We start from the raw sequence: 23,020 nt of genomic DNA, 5'->3' as shown, positions 1-23,020 counted from the left end.
AAGCGGGGCCTGCCTCAGGCCCCGCCGGTACTCCATGGCTATCAGTCGACCAGTTTGGCGGCCAGGGCCTTGACCCGGCTCAGGTCACCTTTGGCCGCTTTCGTCACGCCGGTGCCGTATTCCGGATCGGCCTTATAAAGGAAGGACAGGATGATGTGCTTGCTCTCGTCATCGGTGGTTGCCAGCGAGCCGCCAAAGCTCTCAATCAGATCGCGGCGTTCCTGTTTGCTGAACGAGCGATACAGATCACCGGCCTGCTTGAAATTCTGCTCTCGAGTAATTTTCGCTTGCTGAGTATTACCAGCCAGGGCTGATTGGCTGTAACGCGCAGTTTGCGTTTCTTCACGCGGTTGCAGTCGGCTCGGCTGATAGTTCACGCCGGAGTTACTCGCGCCGACGTTCATGGCACCGTCCTGATTACCGTTATTGACGGCAACCTTCGGTGCGTTGATTGGCAATTGCAGGGCATTGGCGCCGAGGCGATACATTTGCGTATCGGCGTAGGAGAACACGCGACCTTGCAGCAAACGATCTTCGGAAGGCTCGATTCCGGGCACGACATTGGCCGGTGCCATGGCCACTTGCTCGGTCTCCTGGAACACGTTCGCAGGATTGCGATTGAGCACCATTTGTCCAACTTTTCGCTCAGCAACACCCGGCCAGATCTTGGTGGCGTCCAATGGATCGAAATCAAACTTGGACAAATCCTGCGGATTCAGTACCTGGACGTACAAGTCCCACTTGGGGAAATTACCTTTATTGATATTCGTCACCAAGTCATTGGTCATATGGCTGTAGTCCTGACCTTGAACTTTCGCAACCTCTTTGGGTGACAGGTTTTTTATACCCTGCAAACTCTTCCAGTGAAACTTCACGTAGTGCACTTCGCCTTTGCCATTGACCAACTTGTAGGCGTGCACACCATTACCGTCCATTTCACGATAACTGGCGGGCGTACCGGAGTTGGAATACAACTCGGTTAATGTCCGGGTGGCTTCCGGTACATGCGAGAAGAAATCAAAACGACGCGAATCATCATCGAGGCTAGTTCGCGGATCGGGTTTGAAAGCATGGACCATGTCGGGAAACTTGATCGCATCTCGAATAAAGAACGTCGGAAAGTTATTGCCGACCAGGTCCCAGTTGCCGTCAGCGGTGTAGAACTTGGTGGCGAAACCACGCGGATCCCGCAAGGTTTCCGGCGAGTGGTTGCCGTGGACCACCGCCGAGAAGCGCACGAACACCGGGGTGCTCTGGCCGGCAGCAAATACCTTGGCCTTGCTCAGGTCACTAAGGTCATTGGTCACGGTGAATGTGCCATGGGCACCGGTACCGCGGGCGTGCACCACGCGCTCGGGAATGCGCTCACGGTCGAAGCGCTGCAGCTTCTGAATCAGTTGCACGTCCTGCAACAGCACCGGGCCGTTGGCGCCGGCCGTTTGCGAGTTCTGGTTGTCACCGACCGTTGCGCCGTTATCGCGGGTCAGCGGCGCGGCGTTGACGGAAAAGCTCAGGAGGCTGGCGGTGAGTACGCCAAGGGTGCGGCGATGGGGAAAAGCCCCTAAGCCAAGTGATGAAGTCATATCAGGATCCTCTGGTTGTTTTGGGCGCATCCAGATGCGCCAACCAGAGGCTAGAGGTCCTGCACCGAGAACATAAATAGAATCTTCCCACCCGGGCGATGGAAAAAAATGGCTTCCTGTTCAGCGGGTTAAGGCGTATTTCGCGCGCGATTAGTGGCACTTTGCAAACTAATCGTCGATTCTTGTGTCGATAAAAACGGGCATTGTAAGAAGGTGTTTCGCGCAGGACGCGTTTTGCTGATTTACACTGCGTACACCAAACTCATCTGTAACAAGGAAATAACCTATGGGCGTGCTAAGTGAGTTCAAGGCCTTCGCGGTCAAAGGCAATGTGGTCGACATGGCCGTCGGTATCATCATCGGTGCGGCCTTCGGCAAGATTGTTTCGTCGTTTGTCGGTGACGTCATCATGCCGCCAATCGGCCTGTTGATCGGTGGGGTGGACTTCAGTGACCTTGCCGTCACGCTCAAGGCCGCCGAAGGCTCGGCGCCTGCGGTGGTGCTGGCCTATGGCAAATTCCTCCAGACTATTCTGGACTTCGTGATCGTCGCTTTCGCCATCTTCATGGGCGTCAAAGCCATCAACCGCCTCAAGCGCGAAGAGGCCGTGGCCCCTAGCCTGCCACCGGTTCCGACTAAAGAAGAAGAGCTGCTGGGCGAGATCCGCGACCTGCTCAAGGCGCAGAACAACCGGCCGCAATAAACCGGCCAGTACAAAAAACGGCGCCTGGTGGCGCCGTTTTTTTTACCAGTAGTTTTCCACGGCGACCTGGCCGGGCCGGCGGGTCAGGCTCAAACTCATGTGCCGCTGTTTGAGCAACGCGCGAGTGTCGTCGATCATCTGCGGATTGCCGCACAACATGACCCGCGAATGCTCCGCCGACAGCTCCACGCCTGCCGCGCGCTCCAGCTCGCCGTTTTCGATCAACGTGGTGATCCGGCCATTCAGCGCGCCCGGATGCGCTTCACGGGTCACGGTCGGGATGAACTGCAACTTGTGGGCGTAGTCAGCCAGATAATCCCGCTGCGTCAGCTCGGCAATCAGCTGTTGATAAGCCAGCTCTCGCGCCTCGCGCACGCTGTACACCAGAATGATCCGCTCGAATTTCTCCCACACCTCGAAGTCCTGCAGGATCGACAGAAACGGCGCGACACCGGTGCCTGTGGATAACAACCACAGGTCGCGCCCGTCGACGAAGCGATCAAGGGTCAGATAACCGAAGGCCTGACGCTCCACCAGCAGGGTATCCCCCACCTCGAGACGGCTCAGTTCACTGGTGAACTCGCCCCCCGGCACGACGATGGAAAAGAACTCGAGAAATTCGTCAAACGGTGAAGACACCATCGAGTAGGCACGCCAAACCGTGCTGCCGTCAGCCTTGGTGACGCCGAGCCTGGCGAACTGACCGGCGCGAAATCTGAAGCCCGCGTCGCGAGTGGTACGCAAGGTGAACAGATTTGGCGTCAGGGGCTGTACATCGAGCAGGGTCTGGCGAGTGAACTTGTCTGCGCTGGCAGTCATGTGGGCGCTCCATTTGGCGGTTGTCCTAGTCTCTCGCAAAGAAGTGCAGGTTAAAACCGCCATTTTGTAGTGGTATTACGCAGCGTTTCATCTAACTAGAACAACGCGTACTAATTACACAACTAACCAGAAAGAACATTTGCCTATTAAAATGTCGACCTTCATATAAGCGACAAGTACGCTAATAGCGTTTTATCCAAATACACCCACTTTTAAAGAGCAAAAAAATTCACACCACTCTGTAGGAAGCGTCCTACACTCGATTTCGTGCGTATTGGATCCATCGCACCCCCAAGCAAAATACATGGAGCGTTCGAAATGGAATTGTGGAAGGAATCGCAGTTGAGGCAGTTGTCTTTTGCACGAGGGATAGATACTGCTTACCCGATTTTGGAGAACTTCTCGAAGAACATCGGCTTCAACTTTTGCGCCGTCACGGTTGCCTCAACCCATCATCAACCCCATTTCAAGACGTTGGAAATCAGTAACTACTCCAACGACTGGAAGCGCCAATGCAAAGAGGACAATGACCACGAAGCCGATCCGGTCATCGCCCATTGCAGGAACTCGATGCTGCCGTTGGTATGGAGCAAAAGCGCCTACGCCAATGCGCCCAACCTCTGGCGGGCCTTACAGCAGGAAGGGCTTCGATACGGTTGGTCGCAGTCTTTTCATAATGAGGAACAAGCGGTCCGCAGCACCCTCAGCCTGGCGAGAAAAGATTGCGAGATCAGTCCGCTGGAGCTTTATGAACATGTGGGTTACATGCACTTTGTCACCAGCCATTTGACCGAGCTTTTCATCAGTACCCTGCCCGCCCGGGCCTGCAAACCGAAACCGGCCCATTTGTCGCCGCGAGAGCTGGAGGTGCTGCAACTGTCCGCCTCCGGCAAAACCGCTTGCGAGATCGCCCTGATCCTCAGCCTCAGCGAGCGCACCGTGAACTACCACGTACAGAACATCATCGTGAAGCTCAACGTCTGCAACAAGATTTCTGCGGTGATTGCCGCGGCCCGAGCCGGAATCATCTGATTGCCCGAGCATCCACCCGGCTGAAAACTTGCAAGTATTTACAGTGAAAAAAAAGTACCATTTGTGACCTTCCTGAGTGATAACGCGCGCGTTGCGTGTTGCTGTGCACTCGGTCGGTTCCGCCGCACATCAGGGCTGCGGGACACCCCTCGATTACCCTGAGTCCCCGCCCCATGCCTTTGCTCGATACACCTTTCGCCCAACTCGATCTGATCCGCCAGCCCGAGCAGCAGAACGAACCGCTGCAAGCCTTCGATGCTGCCGACGAATACCTGCTCAATCATCTGGCCGCGCAACAGCCGGCGGCGAGCACGCGTGTACTGGTGCTCAATGACAGCTTCGGCGCACTGGCAGCCAGCCTTCTCGGCAAGGTCGACGTGAGCAGCAGCGGTGACTCGTTTCTGGGCTTTCAAGGCCTGGAAAAAAATCTGCTGCGCAACGGCCAGGCGTTCGACGCGATTCGCCCGACACCTGCCAGCGCGCCGTTGATCGGGCCATTTGACCGGGTATTGATCCGGGTGCCGAAAACCCTCGCACTGCTGGAAGAGCAACTGATTCGCCTGCAGGGGCAACTCGCCCCCGGAGCCGAAGTGGTCGCGGCCGCCATGGTCAAGCACTTGCCACGTGCCGCCGGCGATTTGCTGGAGCGCTACATTGGCCCGGTACAAGCCTCTCTGGCGGTGAAAAAAGCTCGACTGCTGATCGCTACGCCGCAGGCCAAAGCCGCCGCCGTCTCGCCCTACCCGACGCGTTATCGTCTCGACGAGCCGGCGATCGAACTGCTCAACCACGCCAACGTGTTCTGCCGCGAAGGCCTGGACATCGGCACCCGCGCGTTCCTTCCGCACCTGCCGAAAAACCTTGGCCATGCGCGCGTCGCCGATCTTGGCTGCGGCAACGGTGTATTGGCGATTGCCAGTGCCCTGCAAAACCCCGACGCGCAGTACACGCTGGTCGACGAGTCGTTCATGGCGGTGCAATCGGCCGCTGAAAACTGGCAAGCCGCCCTGGGTGATCGCGACGTCATCGTACGGGCCGGCGATGGCCTGGCCGGGCAGGAGGCGCAATCGCTGGACGTGGTGCTGTGCAATCCGCCGTTCCATCAACAGCAAGTGGTCGGCGATTTCCTCGCCTGGCGCATGTTCCAGCAGGCCCGCGAGGCGCTGGTAGTGGGCGGTGCGTTGTACATCGTCGGCAACCGTCATCTGGGTTATCACAGCAAGCTGGCGCGGCTGTTCCGTGGCGTCGAGCAAGTGGCGGCGACACCGAAGTTCGTGATTCTCAAAGCCCGTAAATAATCCTCAAGGCAAAAAAAACCCTCCGTGAGGAGGGTTGCAAAGCCGTACCCGAAGGCGCCGGGACGGGGATGATTCAGTGCGTGGTCAGACCTGCGGCATTCATGAACATGCGCATCAGGCTGGCGACGATGAACAGCGCGCCGACACTGCCGACCCAGATCAGGGCCAGCCAGCCGAGCCGCTGCCACAGCGGTTTTTTTTCGGCTTGTTCAATGTCGTGCAGGGAATGTTTGCCGGTCATTGTTGCGATCCTCAGTCAGATCGATGGCGCCGCTACCGACGCCATCGCGGGCAAGCCCGCTCCCACAGGTTTAGTGATAGCCGTCTTCGTGGGTGACCTTGCCGCGGAACACGTAGTAGCTCCAGAAGGTGTAGCCCAGGATGAACGGGATAATGAACAGCGTGCCCACCAGCATGAAGCCCTGACTTTGCGGCGGTGCGGCGGCGTCCCAGATCGAGATCGACGGCGGCACGATGTTCGGCCACAGGCTGATGCCCAAGCCGCTGTAGCCGAGGAAAATCAGCACCAGCGTCAGCAGGAATGGCGTGTAGTTGGCGTTACGCGCCACCGCGCGGATCAGGCCGTACATCGTCACCAGCACCAGAATCGGCACCGGCATGAACCAGAACAGGTTAGGCATGCTGAACCAGCGCGAGGCAATTTCCGGGTGAGCCAGCGGCGTCCACAGGCTGACGACACCGATCACCGCCAGCAGCACGAACGCCAGAGGCCGGGCCAGATTGTGCATCTGTTCTTGCAGCTTGCCTTCGGTCTTCATGATCAGCCAGGTGCAGCCGAGCAAGGCATACGCCACCACCAGTGCGGCACCGCAGAACAGCGTGAACGGCGTCAGCCAGTCCAGTGAACCGCCGGCAAACTGCCGATTGACCACCGGCAAACCGTCGATGAACGCGCCCAGCGCCACGCCCTGGAAGAACGTCGCCGCCACCGAACCGCCGATGAACGCCTTGTCCCACAGGTGACGCTTGTCGTCCTTGGCTTTGAAGCGGAACTCGAAGGCCACACCGCGGAAGATCAAACCGATCAGCATGAAAATCAGCGGTAGATACAGCGCCGACAACACCACCGAATAAGCCAGCGGGAACGCGCCAAACAACGCCGCGCCACCCAGTACCAGCCAGGTTTCGTTGCCGTCCCAGACCGGGGCGACGGTGTTCATCATCACGTCACGGTCGACCTTGCCGGGGATGAACGGGAAGAGAATCCCGATGCCCAGGTCGAAGCCGTCCATGACCACGTACATCATGATGCCGAAGATGATGATCACGGCCCAGATCAGCGGAAGATCAATACCCATGGCTCAAATCTCCTTGGTCAGGCTGGGGGTGTCGTCGTGATCGGCGTCGGCCGAATCGTCGGCGGCGGACAACGGACGCGCCGGTGTACGCTGCTTGCCTGGCCCACCGTCGGGCGTTTCTGCGCCTTCGCTGATCTTCGGCCCTTTGCGCACCAGGCGCATCATGTAGCCAAGACCGGCACCGAACAGCGCGAAATACACCACCACAAACATGATCAGCGTGATGCTCATCTGCATGAAACTGTGGTTGGAAGACGCATCCGCCGTGCGCATCAGCCCGTAGACCACCCACGGCTGACGGCCGATTTCAGTGGTGAACCAGCCCGCCAGAATCGCGATCAGTCCGGATGGCCCCATCCACAACGCCAGATAGAGGAATGGCCGCGACGTGTAGAGCGTGTCGCGTTTACGCAGCCACAGACTCCACAGACCGGTGAAGATCATCAGGAAGCCGAGGCCGACCATGACCCGGAACGACCAGAACACGATGGTCGAATTCGGCCGGTCTTCCGGTGGGAATTCCTTGAGCGCCGGCACCTGTTTGTCCAGCGAGTGGGTGAGGATCAGGCTGCCGAGGTAGGGGATTTCCACGGCGAACTTGGTCTTCTCTTCTTTCATGTCCGGCCAGCCGAACAGGATCAGCGGCGTTGCTTCGTCACCGTGGTTTTCCCAGTGACCTTCGATCGCAGCGATTTTTGCCGGTTGATGCTTGAGCGTATTCAGACCATGGAAGTCGCCGATGACCGCCTGGATCGGCGCGACAATCAGCGCCATCCACATCGCCATCGAGAGCATGGTGCGAATCGCCGGGTTGTCCTTGCCGCGCAGCAAATGCCAGGCCGCCGAGGAGCCGACGAAGAATGCCGTGGCCACAAACGCCGCCGTCGCCATGTGCATCAGGCGGTACGGGAAAGACGGGTTGAAGATGATCGCCAGCCAATCGGTCGGAATCACCTGGCCGTTGATGATTTCAAAGCCTTGCGGGGTCTGCATCCAGCTGTTGGACGCGAGAATCCAGAAGGTCGAAATCAGCGTGCCGATGGCTACCATGACGGTGGAGAAGAAGTGCAGCCCGCGCCCGACCTTGTTCCAGCCGAACAGCATGACCCCAAGGAAACCGGCCTCGAGGAAGAATGCCGTGAGTACTTCATAGGTCAGCAACGGCCCGGTGACGGCACCGGCGAAGTCCGAGAAACGACTCCAGTTGGTGCCGAACTGATAGGCCATGACCAGCCCCGAAACCACGCCCATGCCGAAGTTGACGGCAAAGATCTTCGACCAGAAATGGTAGAGGTCACGGTAGGTGTCGTTGCGGGTTTTCAGCCACAGGCCTTCGAGTACGGCGAGGTAACTCGCCAGACCGATGGTGATGGCCGGGAACAGGATGTGGAACGAGATGGTGAACGCGAATTGAATTCGGGCGAGATCTAGTGCCTCTAAACCGAACATATGGCTTCCTCTGTCAGGTAATACCGGCGGCGGGGCTTGTGGCCCCTTGCACTACTGCCCCCACGGATATGGAGTGCGGCGAATTCGGATTCGTTCTTTTTGAAACCATCGCAACGCAGGGAGTCTGGCCAACTGGCCGTCTGATCAATTCCGTCTGGGGTCTTGATCTGGATCAAGCAACGTTGAAAGAGTAGTCCCATTTTTGCCGATGAACTGCGTGGTCGTTTGCCGCGTGACAAGTTGCCTCATAACCGTGGGGAAACTTTGCAACAAATCCTCAGAACCATGTGATGGTGGGGCAACAACAAATAAACCCTGTGGCGAGGGGATTTATCCCCGTTGGGCTGCGAAGCGGCTCCGAATCCATCCAACGCGTTTTTTTCAGTTCAATCGCGTCGCCCAATTTGGGGCTGCTGCGCAACCCATCGGGGATAAATCCCCTCGCCACAGGGTTGCTGGGCTAAAGAAATAGATGTCTGGCTAACTAAATTTTTTGTCATAGCAACTTCCTGTTACAGACTGGTGATAATCTCGCGGTCCCCCCCGAACCAGACCTGCCCTCAGATGCCCAGCCAAGAGCCCCTGCTGTTACGTCACCATCGCCCTTTCCTTGCGTTCTGGCTGGCGCGGATTTTCACCGCCAGCGGTTTCCAGATGCTCACCGTGGCAATTGGCTGGAACCTCTATCAACTGACCGGCAACGTCCTCGATCTGGGGCTGGTCGGTCTGGTCGAATTCGCCCCGCGCGTGCTGTTCATGCTGCACACCGGGCATGTCGCCGACCGCTATGACCGACGCAAGGTCGCGGCGATCTGTCAGTCATTGCAGGCGTTGATTGCCTTGGCGCTGGCCATCGGCAGCGCCACCGATCATGTCACTCGCGAGATGATCTTCATCCTCGCCTTCCTGCTCGGCGCGGCGCGCTCCTTCGAAATGCCCACCACTCAGGCGCTGCTGCCGAGCATCGTCCCCAGCGCGCTGTTCCCCCGCGCGGTGGCGGCGGCGCAATCGGCGCAGCAGTCGGCAACCATCGTTGCCCCGGCGCTGGGCGGTTTGCTTTACGCGTTCGGTAGCGTCTGGGTCTATGGCCCGACGGTGCTGCTCTACGTCATTGCCTGCACCTTGATGCTCAACCTGCCCGCGCGGCAAACGCCGTTGAACAAAGGCAAAGCCACGCTGGATTCGTTGCTCGCGGGGATTCGCTTCATTCGCAGCCGCCCGGACATTCTCGGGGCGATTTCGCTGGACCTGTTCGCGGTGCTCCTTGGCGGCGCGACGGCGTTGTTGCCGGTGTTCGCCAAGGACATCCTGCTGACCGGGCCGTGGGGCCTCGGCCTGCTGCGTTCGGCACCGGCGGTCGGCGCGCTGGCGATGTCGCTGTTCCTCGCGCGGTTTGCGGTGGAACGCAATGTCGGTCGGGTGATGTTCACCGCGGTCGGCATTTTCGGCGTGGCGACCATCGCCTTCGGCCTGTCGACCTCGTTCTGGTTCTCGTTGGCGGTGCTGGTGGTGCTCGGCGCGGCGGACATGATCAGCATGGTGATCCGCGCCTCTTTCGTGCAACTGGAAACCCCGGACGAAATGCGCGGCCGGGTCAGCGCGGTGAACGGCTTGTTCATCGGCGCCTCGAACCAGTTGGGCGAATTCGAATCCGGGCTCACCGCCCACTGGTTCGGCACCGTACCGGCGGTGGTCATGGGCGGGATCGGCACGCTGGTGGTGACGGGGACGTGGATCAAGTTGTTTCCGACGCTGGCTAATCGCGATCGGATGCATGTGCCGGTGGAAGAAGTGCGCCGCACCCCGGTGAAACCCTGCTGATGGATATTTTGCCCGAGCCAGGTATCAGCGTTACCGAATTGGCACGGCATCTGGGCTTCGCACGCCCACATCTTTCACGCGTATTGCACGGACATGCCCCGATCAGCCCGGATCTGGCCGTAAGACTTGTGCGTGCCGGCATTGGCAAGGCGCGCGTGTGGCTAGGCGTCCAAACTGACTACGATCTGTGGCAAGCGGAGCATCGAGAACAACCGGTGATTGAACCTATCGCGGCACACGCCTGAGAACGCCCCTACAAATCCCCCGCCACTTTCGCTCGCAAGGCCTTGCCGCCGAGTTGTTCGACCAGCGTCAGGGCAAACTCCAGGGCTGCGCCGGAGCCTTGCGCGGTGATGCAGTTGCCGTCGACAACGACCGGTTGATCAACAAAAGAGCAGCCTGACAGTTGATGGCTGGCGCTGGGCAAACAGGTCATGCGCCGCTGGCGCAATACACCGAAGGCTTGCAGGGCGACGGCCGGGGCTTCGGCGATGGCGGCGAACAGGCGGCCGGCGCTGGCTTGATCCTTGAGCAGTTGTTGCAGAGGTTGATGCGCGGCCAGATGCTGCGCACCGACGGCGCCGCCGGGCAGGACGATCAGATCGAAAGTCTGCGCCAGCACATCGATCAACATGCCGTCGGCGGTCAGGCGCGTACCGCGAGCGCAGGTCAACATGCGCCTTCCCTCGATGCTGGCGGCGACCACTTCGATGCCGGCGCGGCGCAGCACATCCATCAGGGTCACGCTTTGCAGATCATCGATGCCCTCGGCGAGGGTAATCAGGGCTCTAAAGGTCATGGGCGCTGTCCGCTGGGTGATCTTCACAGCGTAGTCAGCTTTGCCCGGCCCTGTTCAGCGACAGCCGTTACTTGATGTAAAGCTGCGTCGACATCCTGTTGCCCGGCGCGTTGATCGACGTGTTGCTGAAAGTAAAGAGGCCATCCTGTTTACCGGCCAGGTCGAGCACATACAGATAGCCCACGGTATTGCGGCCAACCGTGCATTCGGTCAGGTTGCCGTTGTCGTAGGCACAGACCGGCGTTCGCGTGCCGTTGATTTCAAAACCGTCGAGTGCCACATGCGCTTCGCGGCCATAACCGACTTCCAGCACGTAGACCTTGATATTCGGGCCACTGTGATCGCAGCGCGTCTGTTCCTGGCCCTCCGCGATGTCTTCAAAGCCGCACTTGGGCGACTCGACCTTCAACACCTTCAACTGGCTCAAGGGCGCCGCCGACGCAGCCCAGGCACCTGACGCTGCGGTCATCAAAACGGCGATCAGCCCGAAAGCCTTCATCCAGCGCTTGCTCATACGATCCCTATCCCCCGAAAAAACAGCGCGCAGTATGGCGCAGTTGGCCGCGAGGCAAAACTTCGCCGACGATCGACACCAACAACCGCCATATTCCTCACGCTGCTGGTATGATGCGCGGCTTTTTCCGGCCCACCACAATTTTCCAGGCGCTTGCGACGGTCTGTGCTTTGCTGTTGAGGTCGATACATTCACGGCGCCACGCGCGCCACGGGGAGCAGACATGCTGGAAAGGCTGTTTCAACTCAAGGCACACAACACCAACGTGCGCACCGAGATTCTGGCGGGCATCACGACTTTCTTGGCCATGGCCTACATTCTGTTCGTCAACCCGAGCATTCTCGGCGAGACCGGCATGGACAAGGGCGCGGTGTTTGTCGCCACCTGTCTGGCTGCCGCGATCGGTTCGACAATCATGGGCCTGATCGCCAACTACCCGATTGCACTCGCACCGGGCATGGGCCTGAACGCCTTCTTTACCTACACCGTCGTCCTGCACATGGGCCACACCTGGCAAGTCGCGCTGGGTGCGGTGTTTATCTCGGCCGTGTGCTTCTTCCTGCTGTCGATCTTCCGCATCCGTGAATGGATCATCAACAGCATCCCGCTGCCGCTGCGCTCGGCGATTGCCGCCGGTATCGGCCTGTTCCTGGCGCTGATCGCCCTGCACAACGCCGGCATCGTGGTCAGCAACCCGGCAACCATGGTCGGCCTCGGTGACTTGAAAGCCCCGGCACCGATCCTCGCCACCCTCGGCTTCGCCCTGATCGTCGCGCTCGAAGCGCTAAAGGTGCGCGGTGCGGTACTGATCGGCATTCTGGTGGTGACCATCGTCTCCATCGTGATGGGCTTCACCCCGTTCAACGGCGTGACCTCGATGCCACCCTCGCTGGCGCCGACCTTCATGCAACTGGACATCAAAGGCGCACTGGACATCGGTCTGGTCAGCGTGATCTTCGCCTTCCTGTTCGTCGACCTGTTCGACAACTCCGGCACCCTGATCGGCGTCGCCAAGCGCGCCGGTCTGATGGGCAAGGACGGCCACATGCCGAAAATGGGTCGCGCACTGATCGCCGACAGCACCGCGGCCATGGCCGGCTCCCTGCTGGGCACGTCGACTACCACCAGTTACATCGAGTCCGCAGCCGGCGTCAGTGCCGGCGGCCGTACTGGCCTGACGGCCGTGGTTGTCGCAATCCTGTTCCTGCTGGCGCTGTTCTTCTCGCCTCTGGCGGCCAGCGTTCCAGCATTCGCCACCGCGCCAGCGCTGCTGTTCGTCGCCGTGTTGATGACTTCGGGCCTGGCGGAAATAGACTGGGACGACATCACCGTCGCCGCGCCAGTCGTGGTGACCGCGCTGGCCATGCCGTTCACTTACTCGATCGCCAACGGCATCGCCTTCGGCTTCATCTCCTGGACGGTGATCAAGTTGCTGTCCGGTCGCGCCCGTGAGCTGAACCCGGCGCTGGTGATTCTGTCGATCCTGTTCGTGATCAAGTTGGGTTGGTTCAACGCATGACATTCGATTCCCAGGCTTACGCCGAGCAACTTGAAGCCAAGGTCACGCGTTTGCGTGATCTGCTGGCACCGTTCGATGCCCCCGAGCCGACTGTGTTCGACTCGCCGCTGCAGAACTTCCGTCTGCGCGCCGAATTCCGCCTGTGGCGCGAGGGCGGTGATCGGCATTACGCAATGTTCGCTCAAGACGACAAACGCACGCCGATTCTGATCGAAGAATTCCCGATCGCCAGCCTGCGCATCAACCAGTTGATGCCGCAGTTGAAAGCGGCGTGGCAGGCCAGTTCGGCATTGAGCCACAAGCTGTTTCAGGTTGAATTCCTGACCACGCTGTCCGGCGATGCGATGATCACCCTGTGCTATCACCGTCCGCTGGACGCGCACTGGCATGCTGCTGCAACTCAGTTGTCGGCAGATCTGGGCGTCAGCATCATTGGTCGTTCGAAAGGCAAACGCGAAGTGCTTGGCCTCGATTACGTGGTCGAGGAACTTGACGTCGGCGGTCGCACGTTCAGCTATCGCCAGCCGGAAGGCGCGTTCACCCAGCCGAACGGCACCGTGAACCAGAAGATGCTCAACTGGGCGTACGAAGCACTCGGCGATCGCACTGACGACTTGCTGGAGCTGTATTGCGGCAACGGCAACTTCACCCTGCCGCTCGCCACCCGCGTGCGCAAAGTGCTGGCCACCGAAATCAGCAAGACCTCGGTCAACGCTGCACTGAGCAACCTCAGCGAAAACGCTGTGGATAACGTCACCCTGGTGCGTTTGTCCGCCGAAGAACTGACCGAAGCGCTCAACGAAGTGCGCCCGTTCCGTCGCCTGCAAGGCATCGACCTGAAGAGCTACGAGTTCGGCAGCGTCTTCGTCGACCCGCCACGCGCCGGTATGGACCCGGACACCTGCGAGCTGACCCGGCGTTTCGACAACATCCTGTACATCTCCTGCAACCCGGAAACCCTGGCGGCCAACATCGCCCAGTTGCACGACACGCACCGCATCACCCAGTGCGCATTGTTCGACCAGTTCCCGTGGACGCATCACATGGAATCGGGTGTGTTACTGACCCGGCGTTGAGTGCAGTAGCCTGATACAAAAAAGCCGTCGTGATTGACGGCTTTTTTGTGGGTGCTCGAAAAGATCGCAGCCTTCGGCAGCTCCTACAGGGAAATGCATTCCTATGTAGGAGCTGCCGCAGGCTGCGATCTTTTGATTTGTGCGATCACCGAACATAAAACACCACGTGCATTTTTGTTCAATTGACCATGGTAACCATCTAGTACATTTTATCTCCACAGGCCGAAACCTCTGGCCAAAGCCAAAAACAATAAGTGGAGTTACCCCTCATGCCCCCTATCGTTCTGGTGCTCAACGGCCCGAACCTGAACCTGCTCGGCACCCGCGAGCCGGCGACTTACGGTCACGAAACCCTGGCGGATATTTCGGCGTTGTGCGGTCGCGCGGCTGAAGAGTTCGGCCTGGCGGTGGAGTTTCGCCAGACCAATCACGAAGGCGAACTGCTCGACTGGATTCACGCGGCTCGCGGTCGTTGCGCCGGGATCGTGATCAATCCGGCCGCGTGGACGCACACTTCGGTGGCGATTCGCGACGCGCTGGTCGCAAGCGAATTGCCGGTGATCGAAGTGCACTTGTCCAACGTCCATGCCCGCGAACCGTTCCGTCATCACTCGTTTGTCTCGGCGATCGCCACGGCAGTGATGGCCGGCTTTGGCAGCCATGGCTATCGCCTGGCGTTGGAACATTTCAGTCAACGGCTGAAGGGGTGAATCGTATGTCCCGTGGTAACGTAATACTCGCCGGACTGATCGGCGCCGGTATTCAGGCTTCACGCACACCGGCTCTGCATGAACATGAAGGCGACGCGCAAGACATGCGCTACCTGTATCGATTGATCGATCTGGATCAACTGAAAATGGACACCACCGCCCTGCCCGACCTGCTGCTGGCGGCCGAGCGGATGAACTACACCGGGTTGAACATTACCTTTCCGTGCAAGCAGGCAATCATCCCGCTGCTCGATGAACTGTCAGCGGAAGCCCGCTGCATCGGCGCCGTGAACACTGTGGTGTTGAGGGACGGCAAACGTGTCGGGCACAACACCGATTGCCTCGGTTTCGCCGAGGGTTTTCGCCGTGGCTTGCAGGACGCCGCCCGTGAGCGTGTGGTCCAGATGGGCGCCGGCGGCGCAGGCGCGGCAGTGGCCCACGCCCTGTTGAGCGAAGGCGTGCAGCAGTTGAGCATTTTTGATGTCGACACTGCGCGCGCAGAAAGTCTGGCGAACAACCTCAATCAGCATTTCGGCTTCGGTCGTGCGGTGGCCGGGCATGATCTGCCGAGTACGCTGAATCTGGCCGACGGTCTGGTCAATACCACGCCAATGGGCATGGCCAAACTGCCGGGCATGCCGGTGCCGGTCGAGTTGCTGCGCAAGGAATTGTGGGTGGCGGAGATTGTGTATTTCCCGCTGGAAACCGAGCTGCTGCGCAACGCCCGCGCGCTGGGTTGCCGGACGCTGGATGGCGGCAACATGGCGGTGTTTCAGGCGGTGAAGGCGTTTGAATTGTTCAGCGGCGTGGTGCCGGATGCGCAGCGGATGCTCGCGCATTTTCAAAGCATGAACAGCTGAAGATCAAAAGATCGCAGCCTGCGGCAGCTCCTACAGGGATCGGTGTAGGAGCTGCCGAAGGCTGCGATCTTTTGATTGTCAGGCTTGCAGGTAGCGCAGCACCGACTCGCAAATCATCTCGCGATGACGCTGCTTGATGCCTTCATCCGGCAGATCAATCTGGAAGATCTCGCCAAATGTGTGCCGGTTCGACACGCGATAGAAGCAGAACGAGCTGATCAACAAATGCACATCCAGCGCATCGAGCCCCGCACGGAACACACCTTCATCAGCACCGCGACGCAGAATCTCGCCGAGTGAATCGAGGATGGTGTTGTTCATCGCCTTGATCGCATCGGAACGCTTTACGAATTCAGCGTTGTGAATATTTTCGATACTGACAATGCGCACGAAATCGACGTTGCGGTCGTGGTGATCGAAGGTGAATTCGACAAGTCGGCGAATCGCCTCCACCGGCGGCAACTCGGCCAGGTGCAGACGGTTTTCGGTGTTGCGGATATCGCCGTATAGCTTCTCCAGCACCTCGACGTACAGCTGCTCCTTACTGCCGAAGTAGTAATAGATCATGCGCTTGGAGGTGTGAATGCGCTCGGCAATCGCGTCGACGCGGGCACCGGACAAACCCTGCTGGACGAACTCGACGATCGCCTCCTGCAGGATGTTCTCGCGGGTCTTTTCCGGGTTGTTCTTGCGACTCTTGCGCGGCTCTACAGCGGACACTTCAGGAGCTGCGGTAAGTTCTGTATTCATCGTCATTGCGGGCTCACGGCCATCACTGCACAGGCGGCGATTATGGGCCGCGCCGCACAGTGAAGGAAGCCGCGCGAGCCGTGTTTAATCCCGCGTTTACGAATTTCCTACAACTTCGCCTGGCGAACGGCGCCACTGCGTGATTTGGCCATCGCCGCCAGACGCACCGCTACGTTCGCCGCACCGTAACCGGCATAGCCGTTCTTGCGCTGGATAATCTCGAAGAAGAAGCGCCCTTCGAACGGCTCGGTGTAGACGTGAAACAGCTCGCCGCCCTGCGCGTCACGATCGTAGAGCACGTTGTAATACGCCAGCTCGCTGAGGAATTCGTCGTCAAAATCAAAACGTGCGGCGAGATCGTCGTAATAGTTGAGCGGGATATCCAGCAACGGCACGCCGGCTTCTTTGGCGCGACTGACTTCGGCGAAGATGTCGTCACAATCGAAGGCGATGTGATGCACACCTGAACCGCGATAACTCGACAGTGCGTGGGAGATCGCGGTGTTGCGGTTCTCGGAAATGTTCAGCGGCAAGCGGATCGAGCTGTCGCGACTGCGCAATGCGCGGCTCTTCACCAAACCGTACGGGTCGGGCAACACAACTTCGTCGTCCGCCTCGAAATCCAGCAGGCTCTTATAGAACAACACCCAACTGTCGAGACTGTCGGCCGGCAACGCCATGGCCATGTGGTCGATGCGCTTGAGGCCGCCACGGGACGGGGCATCCGCCAGCAGATTGAAATCGGTACCGTAGACATCGGCCTGTTCATCCACCAGATAAATCAGGCTGCCGTCCGGAGCGCGTACTGCCGCCAATTCCAGTTCGTTGGGGCCGACCAGTCCGCGATAGGGCTGACCTTTGTAAGCCACGGCGCGGGCCAAAGCACTGGCGCTGTCCTTGACCCGCACAGCGGTGGCGCACAACGACGGCCCGTGGGCTTCGAAAAAGCTGTGCGCAAACGAATAAGGCTCAGAGTTGAGGATCAGGTTGATGTCGCCCTGACGCAGCAGGCTCACGCTCTTGGAACGATGCTGCCCGGCCTTGACGAACCCGAGGCGCTCCAGCCAGTTCGACAGCTTGGCGCCGAGGCTTTCATCGACGGCAAACTCCAGAAACTCGATGCCGTTATATTCGCTAGCCTTCGGCGTTTCAAAAAGGATTTCACGGTTGGCCACAGGCGTCGCTTCCTGTTCCAGACGCTGGCGAGTCTTCTCTTCCAGATACAGCAGCGAACGCAAACCGTCAGCGGCATTCGCCCGTGGCGGTGCGGCGCGGAAACCGTCGTTGAAGATTTCCAGCGACAGCGGCCCGGTATAACCGCTCTGGATGATCGGCGCGAGGAAACCCGGCAGATCGAATTCGCCCTGCCCGGGGAAGCAGCGGAAATGCCGGCTCCACTCCAGCACGTCCATGGCCAGAATCGGCGCGTCAGCCATTTGCACGAAGAAGATTTTGTCGCCGGGAATGTCGGCGATTGCGCGGGGATCGCCCTTCAACGACAGCGTATGGAAGCTGTCGAGCAAAACCCCTAGGCTTGGGTGATCTGCCTGACGCACGATGTCCCAGACCTGTTGATAAGTGTTCACATGACGGCCCCACGCCAGCGCTTCGTAACCAATGCGCAAGCCACGCGCACCGGCGCGTTCGGCCAGCAGGCGCAGGTCATCGACTAGAATTTGTTGATCGCCGACGCTGTCGGCCGAGGCGTTGCTGCAGACCAGCACCAGGTCGGTGCCGAGTTCCTGCATCAGGTCGAACTTGCGTTCGGCGCGCTCAAGATTGCGCGCCAGGCGATCGCGGCGGCAGCCTTCGAAATCGCGGAACGGCTGGAACAGGGTGATGGCGATACCGAGGTCGGCGCACATCTGTTTAATTTCCCGTGGACTGCCGTCGTAGTACAGGAGGTCGTTTTCGAATATCTCCACCCCGTCGAACCCGGCGGCGGCAATGGCTTCGAGTTTTTCCGGCAGGGTGCCGCTCAAGGAAACGGTGGCAATGGAACGCTGCATGCTTCAACTCCCGGACTGCGCCGCTTTAATGTAGGAGCTGCCGCAGGCTGCGATCTTTTGATGTTGCATTTCAGATCAAGATCAAAAGATCGCAGCCTGCGGCAGCTCCTGCATGGGATGGGTTTTTATAGTAGGGAAATTATTGGCTGCATCGAACGTGGCAGCAATTTAAAGTGTACTACCCGGTTAGTTTTGCGTGCGATTATCGAACACAATGGCGGTTTGGCGAATTGACGATTTTTCGTCCACTGCCCAACATCGACCGCACATTGAGTCCGGATCTGAACCACCGGTCGCAGCGTGCACAGAAAAAAGCACACCAAATAACAAATCCAAAAACGGGTGGAACACATGATTCCTTCACAGACTTCCCGCATGGCCCCGGCCATGAGCACTGCCTCAGGTGGCATCGGCGACAAGATCCGCGGCGCCATGGCCGTCGGCAAGACCCGTTGGGGCATGCTGGCGCTGGTGTTTTTCGCCACCACCCTGAACTACATCGACCGCGCCGCCCTCGGCGTCATGCAGCCAATCCTCGCCAAGGAAATGAGCTGGACGGCGATGGATTACGCCAACATCAACTTCTGGTTTCAGGTCGGCTACGCGATCGGTTTCGTCCTGCAAGGACGGTTGATCGACCGGGTCGGCGTCAAACGCGTGTTCTTCTGCGCCGTGTTGCTGTGGAGCCTGGCCACCGGCGCCCACGGTCTGGCGACATCGGCCGTCGGTTTCATGGTCTGCCGGTTCATCCTCGGCCTGACGGAAGCGGCGAACTACCCGGCCTGCGTGAAAACCACGCGCCTGTGGTTCCCGGCCGGCGAACGTGCAGTCGCCACCGGCATCTTCAACGCCGGTACTAACGTCGGCGCGATGTTCACGCCGATGTTGCTGCCACTGGTCCTGCACGTCTGGGGCTGGCAAGCGGCATTCCTGTGCATGTCGGCACTCGGCGGCATCTGGTTGCTGTTCTGGGGCTTGAAATACTTCAACCCGGAAGATCACCCGACCGTGAAACAGTCCGAACTGGACTACATCCAGCAGGAAGTCGAACCGGAGCAGGCCCGCGTACCGTTCTCAAGAATCCTGAGGATGCGCGGCACCTGGGCCTTCGCCATCGCTTATGCGCTGACCGCGCCGGTGTTCTGGTTCTACCTGTACTGGCTGCCGCCGTTTCTCAATCAGCAATACAACCTGGGTATCAACGTTACCCAGATGGGTATTCCGCTGATCATCATCTACGTCACGGCTGACTTCGGCAGCGTCGGTGGCGGGATTCTGTCTTCGTTCCTGATCGGTCGCGGGATGAACTCGATCAAGGCGCGGCTGCTGTCGATGTTGCTGTTCGCCTGCTGCATCATCGGCGTGATCATGGCGGCTGGCTCGGCCAATCTGTGGGTCGCGGTGGCGGCGATTTCTCTGGCGATCGGCGCGCATCAGGCCTGGACCGCGAACATCTGGAGCCTGGTGATGGACTACACGCCCAAGCACATGATGAGCACGGTGTTCGGTTTCGGCGGCATGTGCGCAGCGATCGGCGGGATGTTCATGACCCAGATCGTCGGCCACATCCTCACCGTCACCAACAACAACTACACCGTGTTGTTCACCCTGATTCCGGCGATGTACTTCATTGCGCTGACCTGGATGTACTTCATGGCCCCGCGCAAAATCCCGACCGTCACCGAATAAACCCATGCAGGAGCTGCGGCACGCTGCGATCTCTTGATCTTGAAGATCAAAAGATCGCAGCCTCGTTTCACTCGTCAGCTCCTACAGGGGTTTGTGTTTTCGGCTTTGCTGCCACGCTGCTGCCAGTCCACTGCAGCAGATCACCGCGATGCCGATGATCGTCAACAGACTCGGCGTGTGATTGAACAGCAGCCAGCCCAACAACCCTGCAAACACGATCTGGCAATAACCGAACGGCGCCAGCAGCGCCGGTGCGGCATGGCGGAACGCCTGGGTCAGGAACAAATGCGCGGTCATCCCGCAACTGCCCAGCGCCAGCATCAGCCCGGCATGGGTCAGCGTCGGCACCTGCCAGAAGAACGGCACCAGCGCACTCATCACCAGCGTGTTGCACAACCCGGCGAAAAAGTTACTGGTGGTCGGGCTGTCCACCTCTGCCAACTTGCGCGTGAGCAACTGATAAAAGCAGAAAAACAGCGCCGAGCAGAACGGCAAAAGCACCGCAGGAGTGAACAGTTCACCGCCCGGATGAACGATGATCAGCACGCCGATAAAGCCGCAGATCACCGCGATCCATTGGCCGCGTGTCACTCGCTCCTTGAGCAGCGGCACTGACAATGCCGTGACCAATACCGGCGCAAGAAAGTTGACCGCCGTGGCTTCCGCCAGCGGGATGTACAGCAGCGCCGTGGTGAAAAACAGGCTGGTGCCGAGTAGGCAAAGTGCCCGAACCAACTGCCATAACGGCTTCTTGGTACGTAGGACGCGCAATCCCGACTGCGGCAGAAAAATCCCCGCCATCAGCAAGGTGTGCACCAGATAGCGCGCCTACACCACCATCACGATCGGATAGAAACCGGAGAGGTATTTCGACAGCGCGTCGTGGCTGGAGAACAGGAAAGTCGCCACGACAATCAGCAGGATCCCTTTGAAGGGTTGATTGACACCGGAGAGCGGGGTGCTGACGGTCATTGGGTTTCCTTGTGATGCCGAAAAAGATCAAAAGCTTCGCGGGCAAGCCTTGCTCCTACAGGGTTGGGTAAACCCCGTAGGAGCAAGGCTTGCCCGCGAACAGGTGCGCAGCACCGCTTACAGGCGCGCCAACAACGCTCGAGTTTTATCAATCGCCATCTGCGCCCGCTGCAATCCGCTCACGCCCTGCTCCAGCAGTTTCACCGTGGGAATTTCCAGGCTCAGTGGAATATTAGTCGGCAGCGCTTTCAACAACCCGAGCAGATCGCAATCGCCCTCGCCGGGAAACCGTCGCTCGTTGCGCGCCTGACGCAAGATCTCGGCCATGTCTGACGGCCTCGGCCCCGCGACATCACATAATTGCGCATAACGCAGGCGCGACGCGGGCACACCTGCCAGATCCTCCAGCCGTGACGCCGAACGATCAAAATGAAACGCGTCGACCAGCACCGCAGCATTTTCCCGATCAGCGTTTTCAACAATGCGCAGCGCTTGCTCAAGATTGCGCGCATCCGTCCAGGGCATGAACTCCAGGTGCGGATGCAATCCGTATGGCGCCGCCAAATCACACAGCGCCGCAAAATTATCGGTAAGTCGTTGCTCGTCAGGATCGTTACCGGCGACCAGCAATTCAGTAGCGCCAAATTCCGCACCGACCGTAAGAAGTTTCTCGAAGTCGGCCACCACGGTTTGCGGTTTCAGACGGAGGATTTCCACGTCGAGCACACGGATACCGCTATCGCGCAACTGCGCCAACGTCCGACGACGCAAGTCGCCATCGGCTACCAATGGAAAGTGATATTCCTCAGGCGTTGCCGGTTCCAGGCGCAAACCGACATGGCTATAACCGGCGCGTGCAGCGACTTCGACCATTTGCGGTGGCGACAACTCCAGCACGGTAAGGCTGGCCAGGGACAGGATGCGTTCGCTCATGTTCAAGCCTCGATCAGTGCAGGGGCGCAAGCACGGCCAGTAGCGGCGGCGGCGCGAATGGCTTCAATCAGTGCAAGGGTGCGGGCGGCGTCGGCCGCACTGACCAGCGGCTCGACTTCACCCCGCACCACGCGTACGAAATGCTCTAACTGCAAACGTAAAGCGTCGTCACCGCTGTAGGACTCTTGCACCACCTGTAACGGTTCATGCCAACCGGCATCCACCTGATCAGCGGCGTAATGCCAGTGCTTGAGCTGCGGAATACTCAATGCGCCGGCGGTCCCGGCCAGCAAGTAACACGGCTGATCGGCCTGACGCGGATACACCGGGTTTTCGCCGGAGTCCAGCTCCCAACTCCACGGCGCGGCGACCGCATCCGAACCGCTCAACGTACCCAATGTGCCGCCCGCGAATTGCAGCAACACCGCTGCGCTGTCTTCCTTGGCAAAACCCCGCACAGCGTTGTCGGTGATCGCTTGCACCGAGCGCACTTCACCGCACAGATGCCGGAGCAGGTCGAGGTCGTGGATCAGGTTGGTCAGCAACATGCCCGCCCCCGGTTCACGACGCCACGGGATCTCGAAATAGCTGTCCGGTTTGCGCAACTGGAACAGCGCGGTGACCGTGGTCAGACGCCCGAGCGCGCCACTTTGCACCAGTTCATGGGCACGCACGATCAGCGGATTGTGCCGTCGGTGATGGCCGACCAATACCGGCACGCCACTGCTTTTGACCGCCGCGACCAACGCGCGCGCTTCATCGAGGTGCACACCCACCGGTTTTTCCAGCAACACCGGTACGCCCGCCGCCAGGCAATCGAGGGCCGTGCTGACATGTTGATTATTCGGATTGGCGACGATCACCGCGTCTGGCCTGATCTGCTCGAGCATCTGACGGTGATCAGCGAAATGCCTTACACCCCACTCAGCCGCCAGGACTGCGGCTTGCGACCCAGGATCAGCCACTGCGCACAGCGTCGCTTCGCTTAGGGTTTGCAGGTGTCGATAATGTTGCTGGCCCATGTTGCCGGCGCCGATCAGGGCGATTCGAAGGGGCGAATTCAAGGCGCGATCCTCTTGTGATTGTTATTGGAATACCACTCCCGCAACAATTTAGAACCGAGTTCCAGAATCAAAAACCCACCAACCCGAAAACCGTGCGAACA

21 protein-coding genes and 1 pseudogene are annotated in these 23,020 nt (G+C 59.4%); 10 read left to right on the top strand and 12 right to left on the bottom strand.

Annotated elements, in window-relative coordinates; genetic code table 11:
- Nucleotides 1–41: 41 nt before the first annotated feature.
- Complete coding sequence (gene katB, locus ACZZ0B_RS01085) at nucleotides 42–1,583, bottom strand: catalase KatB (RefSeq protein WP_463544198.1); 1,542 nt, start codon at nucleotides 1,581–1,583, stop codon at nucleotides 42–44.
- A 286-nt stretch (nucleotides 1,584–1,869) separates the two neighbouring features.
- Between katB and mscL the strand changes: the two genes are divergently transcribed.
- Entirely contained in the window at nucleotides 1,870–2,286 is a 417-nt protein-coding gene (gene mscL, locus ACZZ0B_RS01080; RefSeq protein ID WP_008084629.1) for a large-conductance mechanosensitive channel protein MscL, read from the top strand.
- 42 nt (nucleotides 2,287–2,328) lie between these two features.
- Here mscL and ACZZ0B_RS01075 read toward each other — a convergent pair whose 3' ends face one another.
- Nucleotides 2,329–3,105 (bottom strand): ferredoxin--NADP reductase, encoded by a 777-nt coding sequence (locus ACZZ0B_RS01075; protein ID WP_008084620.1) that lies wholly within the window; start codon nucleotides 3,103–3,105, stop codon nucleotides 2,329–2,331.
- Nucleotides 3,106–3,423: 318 nt separating this feature from the next.
- Here ACZZ0B_RS01075 and ACZZ0B_RS01070 point away from each other — a divergent pair, with 318 nt between their 5' ends.
- Nucleotides 3,424–4,137, top strand: a complete 714-nt coding sequence (locus ACZZ0B_RS01070; RefSeq protein ID WP_463544197.1) for an autoinducer binding domain-containing protein — start codon at nucleotides 3,424–3,426, stop codon at nucleotides 4,135–4,137.
- A 173-nt stretch (nucleotides 4,138–4,310) separates the two neighbouring features.
- A complete protein-coding gene (locus ACZZ0B_RS01065; RefSeq protein ID WP_008084617.1) occupies nucleotides 4,311–5,435 on the top strand; it encodes a methyltransferase in 1,125 nt (374 codons plus the stop codon).
- A 73-nt stretch (nucleotides 5,436–5,508) separates the two neighbouring features.
- Here the strand turns inward: ACZZ0B_RS01065 and ACZZ0B_RS01060 are convergent, their stop codons facing one another.
- From ACZZ0B_RS01060 to ACZZ0B_RS01050, 3 genes are all read right to left on the bottom strand, one after another.
- The gene (locus ACZZ0B_RS01060; RefSeq protein ID WP_008084615.1) at nucleotides 5,509–5,676 is read right to left on the bottom strand and encodes a DUF2474 domain-containing protein; all 168 of its coding nucleotides are present in this window, start codon (nucleotides 5,674–5,676) and stop codon (nucleotides 5,509–5,511) included.
- Between the two features lie 70 nt (nucleotides 5,677–5,746).
- On the bottom strand, nucleotides 5,747–6,754 hold the full coding sequence (gene cydB / locus ACZZ0B_RS01055) for a cytochrome d ubiquinol oxidase subunit II (RefSeq protein ID WP_008084613.1): 1,008 nt from the start codon (nucleotides 6,752–6,754) through the stop codon (nucleotides 5,747–5,749).
- Between the two features lie 3 nt (nucleotides 6,755–6,757).
- Complete coding sequence (locus ACZZ0B_RS01050; RefSeq protein ID WP_008084612.1) at nucleotides 6,758–8,203, bottom strand: cytochrome ubiquinol oxidase subunit I; 1,446 nt, start codon at nucleotides 8,201–8,203, stop codon at nucleotides 6,758–6,760.
- A gap of 564 nt (nucleotides 8,204–8,767) precedes the next feature.
- Between ACZZ0B_RS01050 and ACZZ0B_RS01045 the strand changes: the two genes are divergently transcribed.
- Both ACZZ0B_RS01045 and ACZZ0B_RS01040 read left to right on the top strand, forming a co-directional pair.
- A complete protein-coding gene (locus ACZZ0B_RS01045) occupies nucleotides 8,768–10,024 on the top strand; it encodes an MFS transporter (protein ID WP_008084610.1) in 1,257 nt (418 codons plus the stop codon).
- Nucleotides 10,024–10,269: a HigA family addiction module antitoxin gene (locus tag ACZZ0B_RS01040; RefSeq protein WP_463544196.1), complete on the top strand. Its 246-nt coding sequence runs from the start codon at nucleotides 10,024–10,026 to the stop codon at nucleotides 10,267–10,269. The genes ACZZ0B_RS01045 and ACZZ0B_RS01040 overlap by 1 nt, the downstream gene beginning before the upstream one ends.
- 8 nt (nucleotides 10,270–10,277) lie before the next feature.
- Here the strand turns inward: ACZZ0B_RS01040 and ACZZ0B_RS01035 are convergent, their stop codons facing one another.
- Nucleotides 10,278–10,823, bottom strand: a complete 546-nt coding sequence (locus ACZZ0B_RS01035) for a DJ-1 family glyoxalase III (RefSeq protein WP_463544195.1) — start codon at nucleotides 10,821–10,823, stop codon at nucleotides 10,278–10,280.
- A gap of 67 nt (nucleotides 10,824–10,890) precedes the next feature.
- The gene (locus tag ACZZ0B_RS01030) at nucleotides 10,891–11,337 is read right to left on the bottom strand and encodes a DUF4879 domain-containing protein (RefSeq protein WP_463544194.1); all 447 of its coding nucleotides are present in this window, start codon (nucleotides 11,335–11,337) and stop codon (nucleotides 10,891–10,893) included.
- Between the two features lie 223 nt (nucleotides 11,338–11,560).
- Between ACZZ0B_RS01030 and ACZZ0B_RS01025 the strand changes: the two genes are divergently transcribed.
- From ACZZ0B_RS01025 to ACZZ0B_RS01010, 4 genes are all read left to right on the top strand, one after another.
- Entirely contained in the window at nucleotides 11,561–12,856 is a 1,296-nt protein-coding gene (locus tag ACZZ0B_RS01025; RefSeq protein WP_397482750.1) for an NCS2 family permease, read from the top strand.
- On the top strand, nucleotides 12,853–13,932 hold the full coding sequence (trmA, locus tag ACZZ0B_RS01020) for a tRNA (uridine(54)-C5)-methyltransferase TrmA (RefSeq protein WP_463544193.1): 1,080 nt from the start codon (nucleotides 12,853–12,855) through the stop codon (nucleotides 13,930–13,932). Before ACZZ0B_RS01025 ends, trmA begins: the two co-directional genes overlap by 4 nt.
- A gap of 269 nt (nucleotides 13,933–14,201) precedes the next feature.
- Entirely contained in the window at nucleotides 14,202–14,642 is a 441-nt protein-coding gene (gene aroQ / locus ACZZ0B_RS01015; protein WP_008084592.1) for a type II 3-dehydroquinate dehydratase, read from the top strand.
- A 5-nt stretch (nucleotides 14,643–14,647) separates the two neighbouring features.
- Nucleotides 14,648–15,502 carry a shikimate dehydrogenase gene (locus ACZZ0B_RS01010; protein WP_008084590.1) on the top strand — a complete coding sequence of 285 codons (855 nt, stop codon included), beginning with the start codon at nucleotides 14,648–14,650 and terminating at the stop codon, nucleotides 15,500–15,502.
- A gap of 78 nt (nucleotides 15,503–15,580) precedes the next feature.
- Here ACZZ0B_RS01010 and ACZZ0B_RS01005 read toward each other — a convergent pair whose 3' ends face one another.
- Nucleotides 15,581–16,258 carry a TetR/AcrR family transcriptional regulator gene (locus tag ACZZ0B_RS01005; RefSeq protein WP_008084587.1) on the bottom strand — a complete coding sequence of 226 codons (678 nt, stop codon included), beginning with the start codon at nucleotides 16,256–16,258 and terminating at the stop codon, nucleotides 15,581–15,583.
- 101 nt (nucleotides 16,259–16,359) lie between these two features.
- Nucleotides 16,360–18,261: a 3-dehydroshikimate dehydratase QuiC gene (gene quiC / locus ACZZ0B_RS01000; RefSeq protein ID WP_463544192.1), complete on the bottom strand. Its 1,902-nt coding sequence runs from the start codon at nucleotides 18,259–18,261 to the stop codon at nucleotides 16,360–16,362.
- A 351-nt stretch (nucleotides 18,262–18,612) separates the two neighbouring features.
- Here quiC and ACZZ0B_RS00995 point away from each other — a divergent pair, with 351 nt between their 5' ends.
- Nucleotides 18,613–19,950 carry an MFS transporter gene (locus tag ACZZ0B_RS00995; protein WP_008084584.1) on the top strand — a complete coding sequence of 446 codons (1,338 nt, stop codon included), beginning with the start codon at nucleotides 18,613–18,615 and terminating at the stop codon, nucleotides 19,948–19,950.
- An 81-nt stretch (nucleotides 19,951–20,031) separates the two neighbouring features.
- On the opposite strand, the pseudogene ACZZ0B_RS00990 reads toward ACZZ0B_RS00995, so the two are convergent.
- From ACZZ0B_RS00990 to ACZZ0B_RS00980, 3 genes and pseudogenes are all read right to left on the bottom strand, one after another.
- Nucleotides 20,032–20,922, bottom strand: a pseudogene (locus tag ACZZ0B_RS00990) (DMT family transporter).
- A gap of 117 nt (nucleotides 20,923–21,039) precedes the next feature.
- On the bottom strand, nucleotides 21,040–21,855 hold the full coding sequence (locus ACZZ0B_RS00985; RefSeq protein WP_463544191.1) for a sugar phosphate isomerase/epimerase family protein: 816 nt from the start codon (nucleotides 21,853–21,855) through the stop codon (nucleotides 21,040–21,042).
- A gap of 2 nt (nucleotides 21,856–21,857) precedes the next feature.
- Nucleotides 21,858–22,919: a Gfo/Idh/MocA family protein gene (locus ACZZ0B_RS00980; RefSeq protein WP_463544190.1), complete on the bottom strand. Its 1,062-nt coding sequence runs from the start codon at nucleotides 22,917–22,919 to the stop codon at nucleotides 21,858–21,860.
- Nucleotides 22,920–23,020 lie beyond the last annotated feature (101 nt).

This window comes from Pseudomonas sp. AC247, assembly GCF_979258015.1.
The sequence above is the reverse complement of the archived record's forward strand: the minus strand, read 5'-3'. Positions and strand labels throughout refer to the sequence as shown.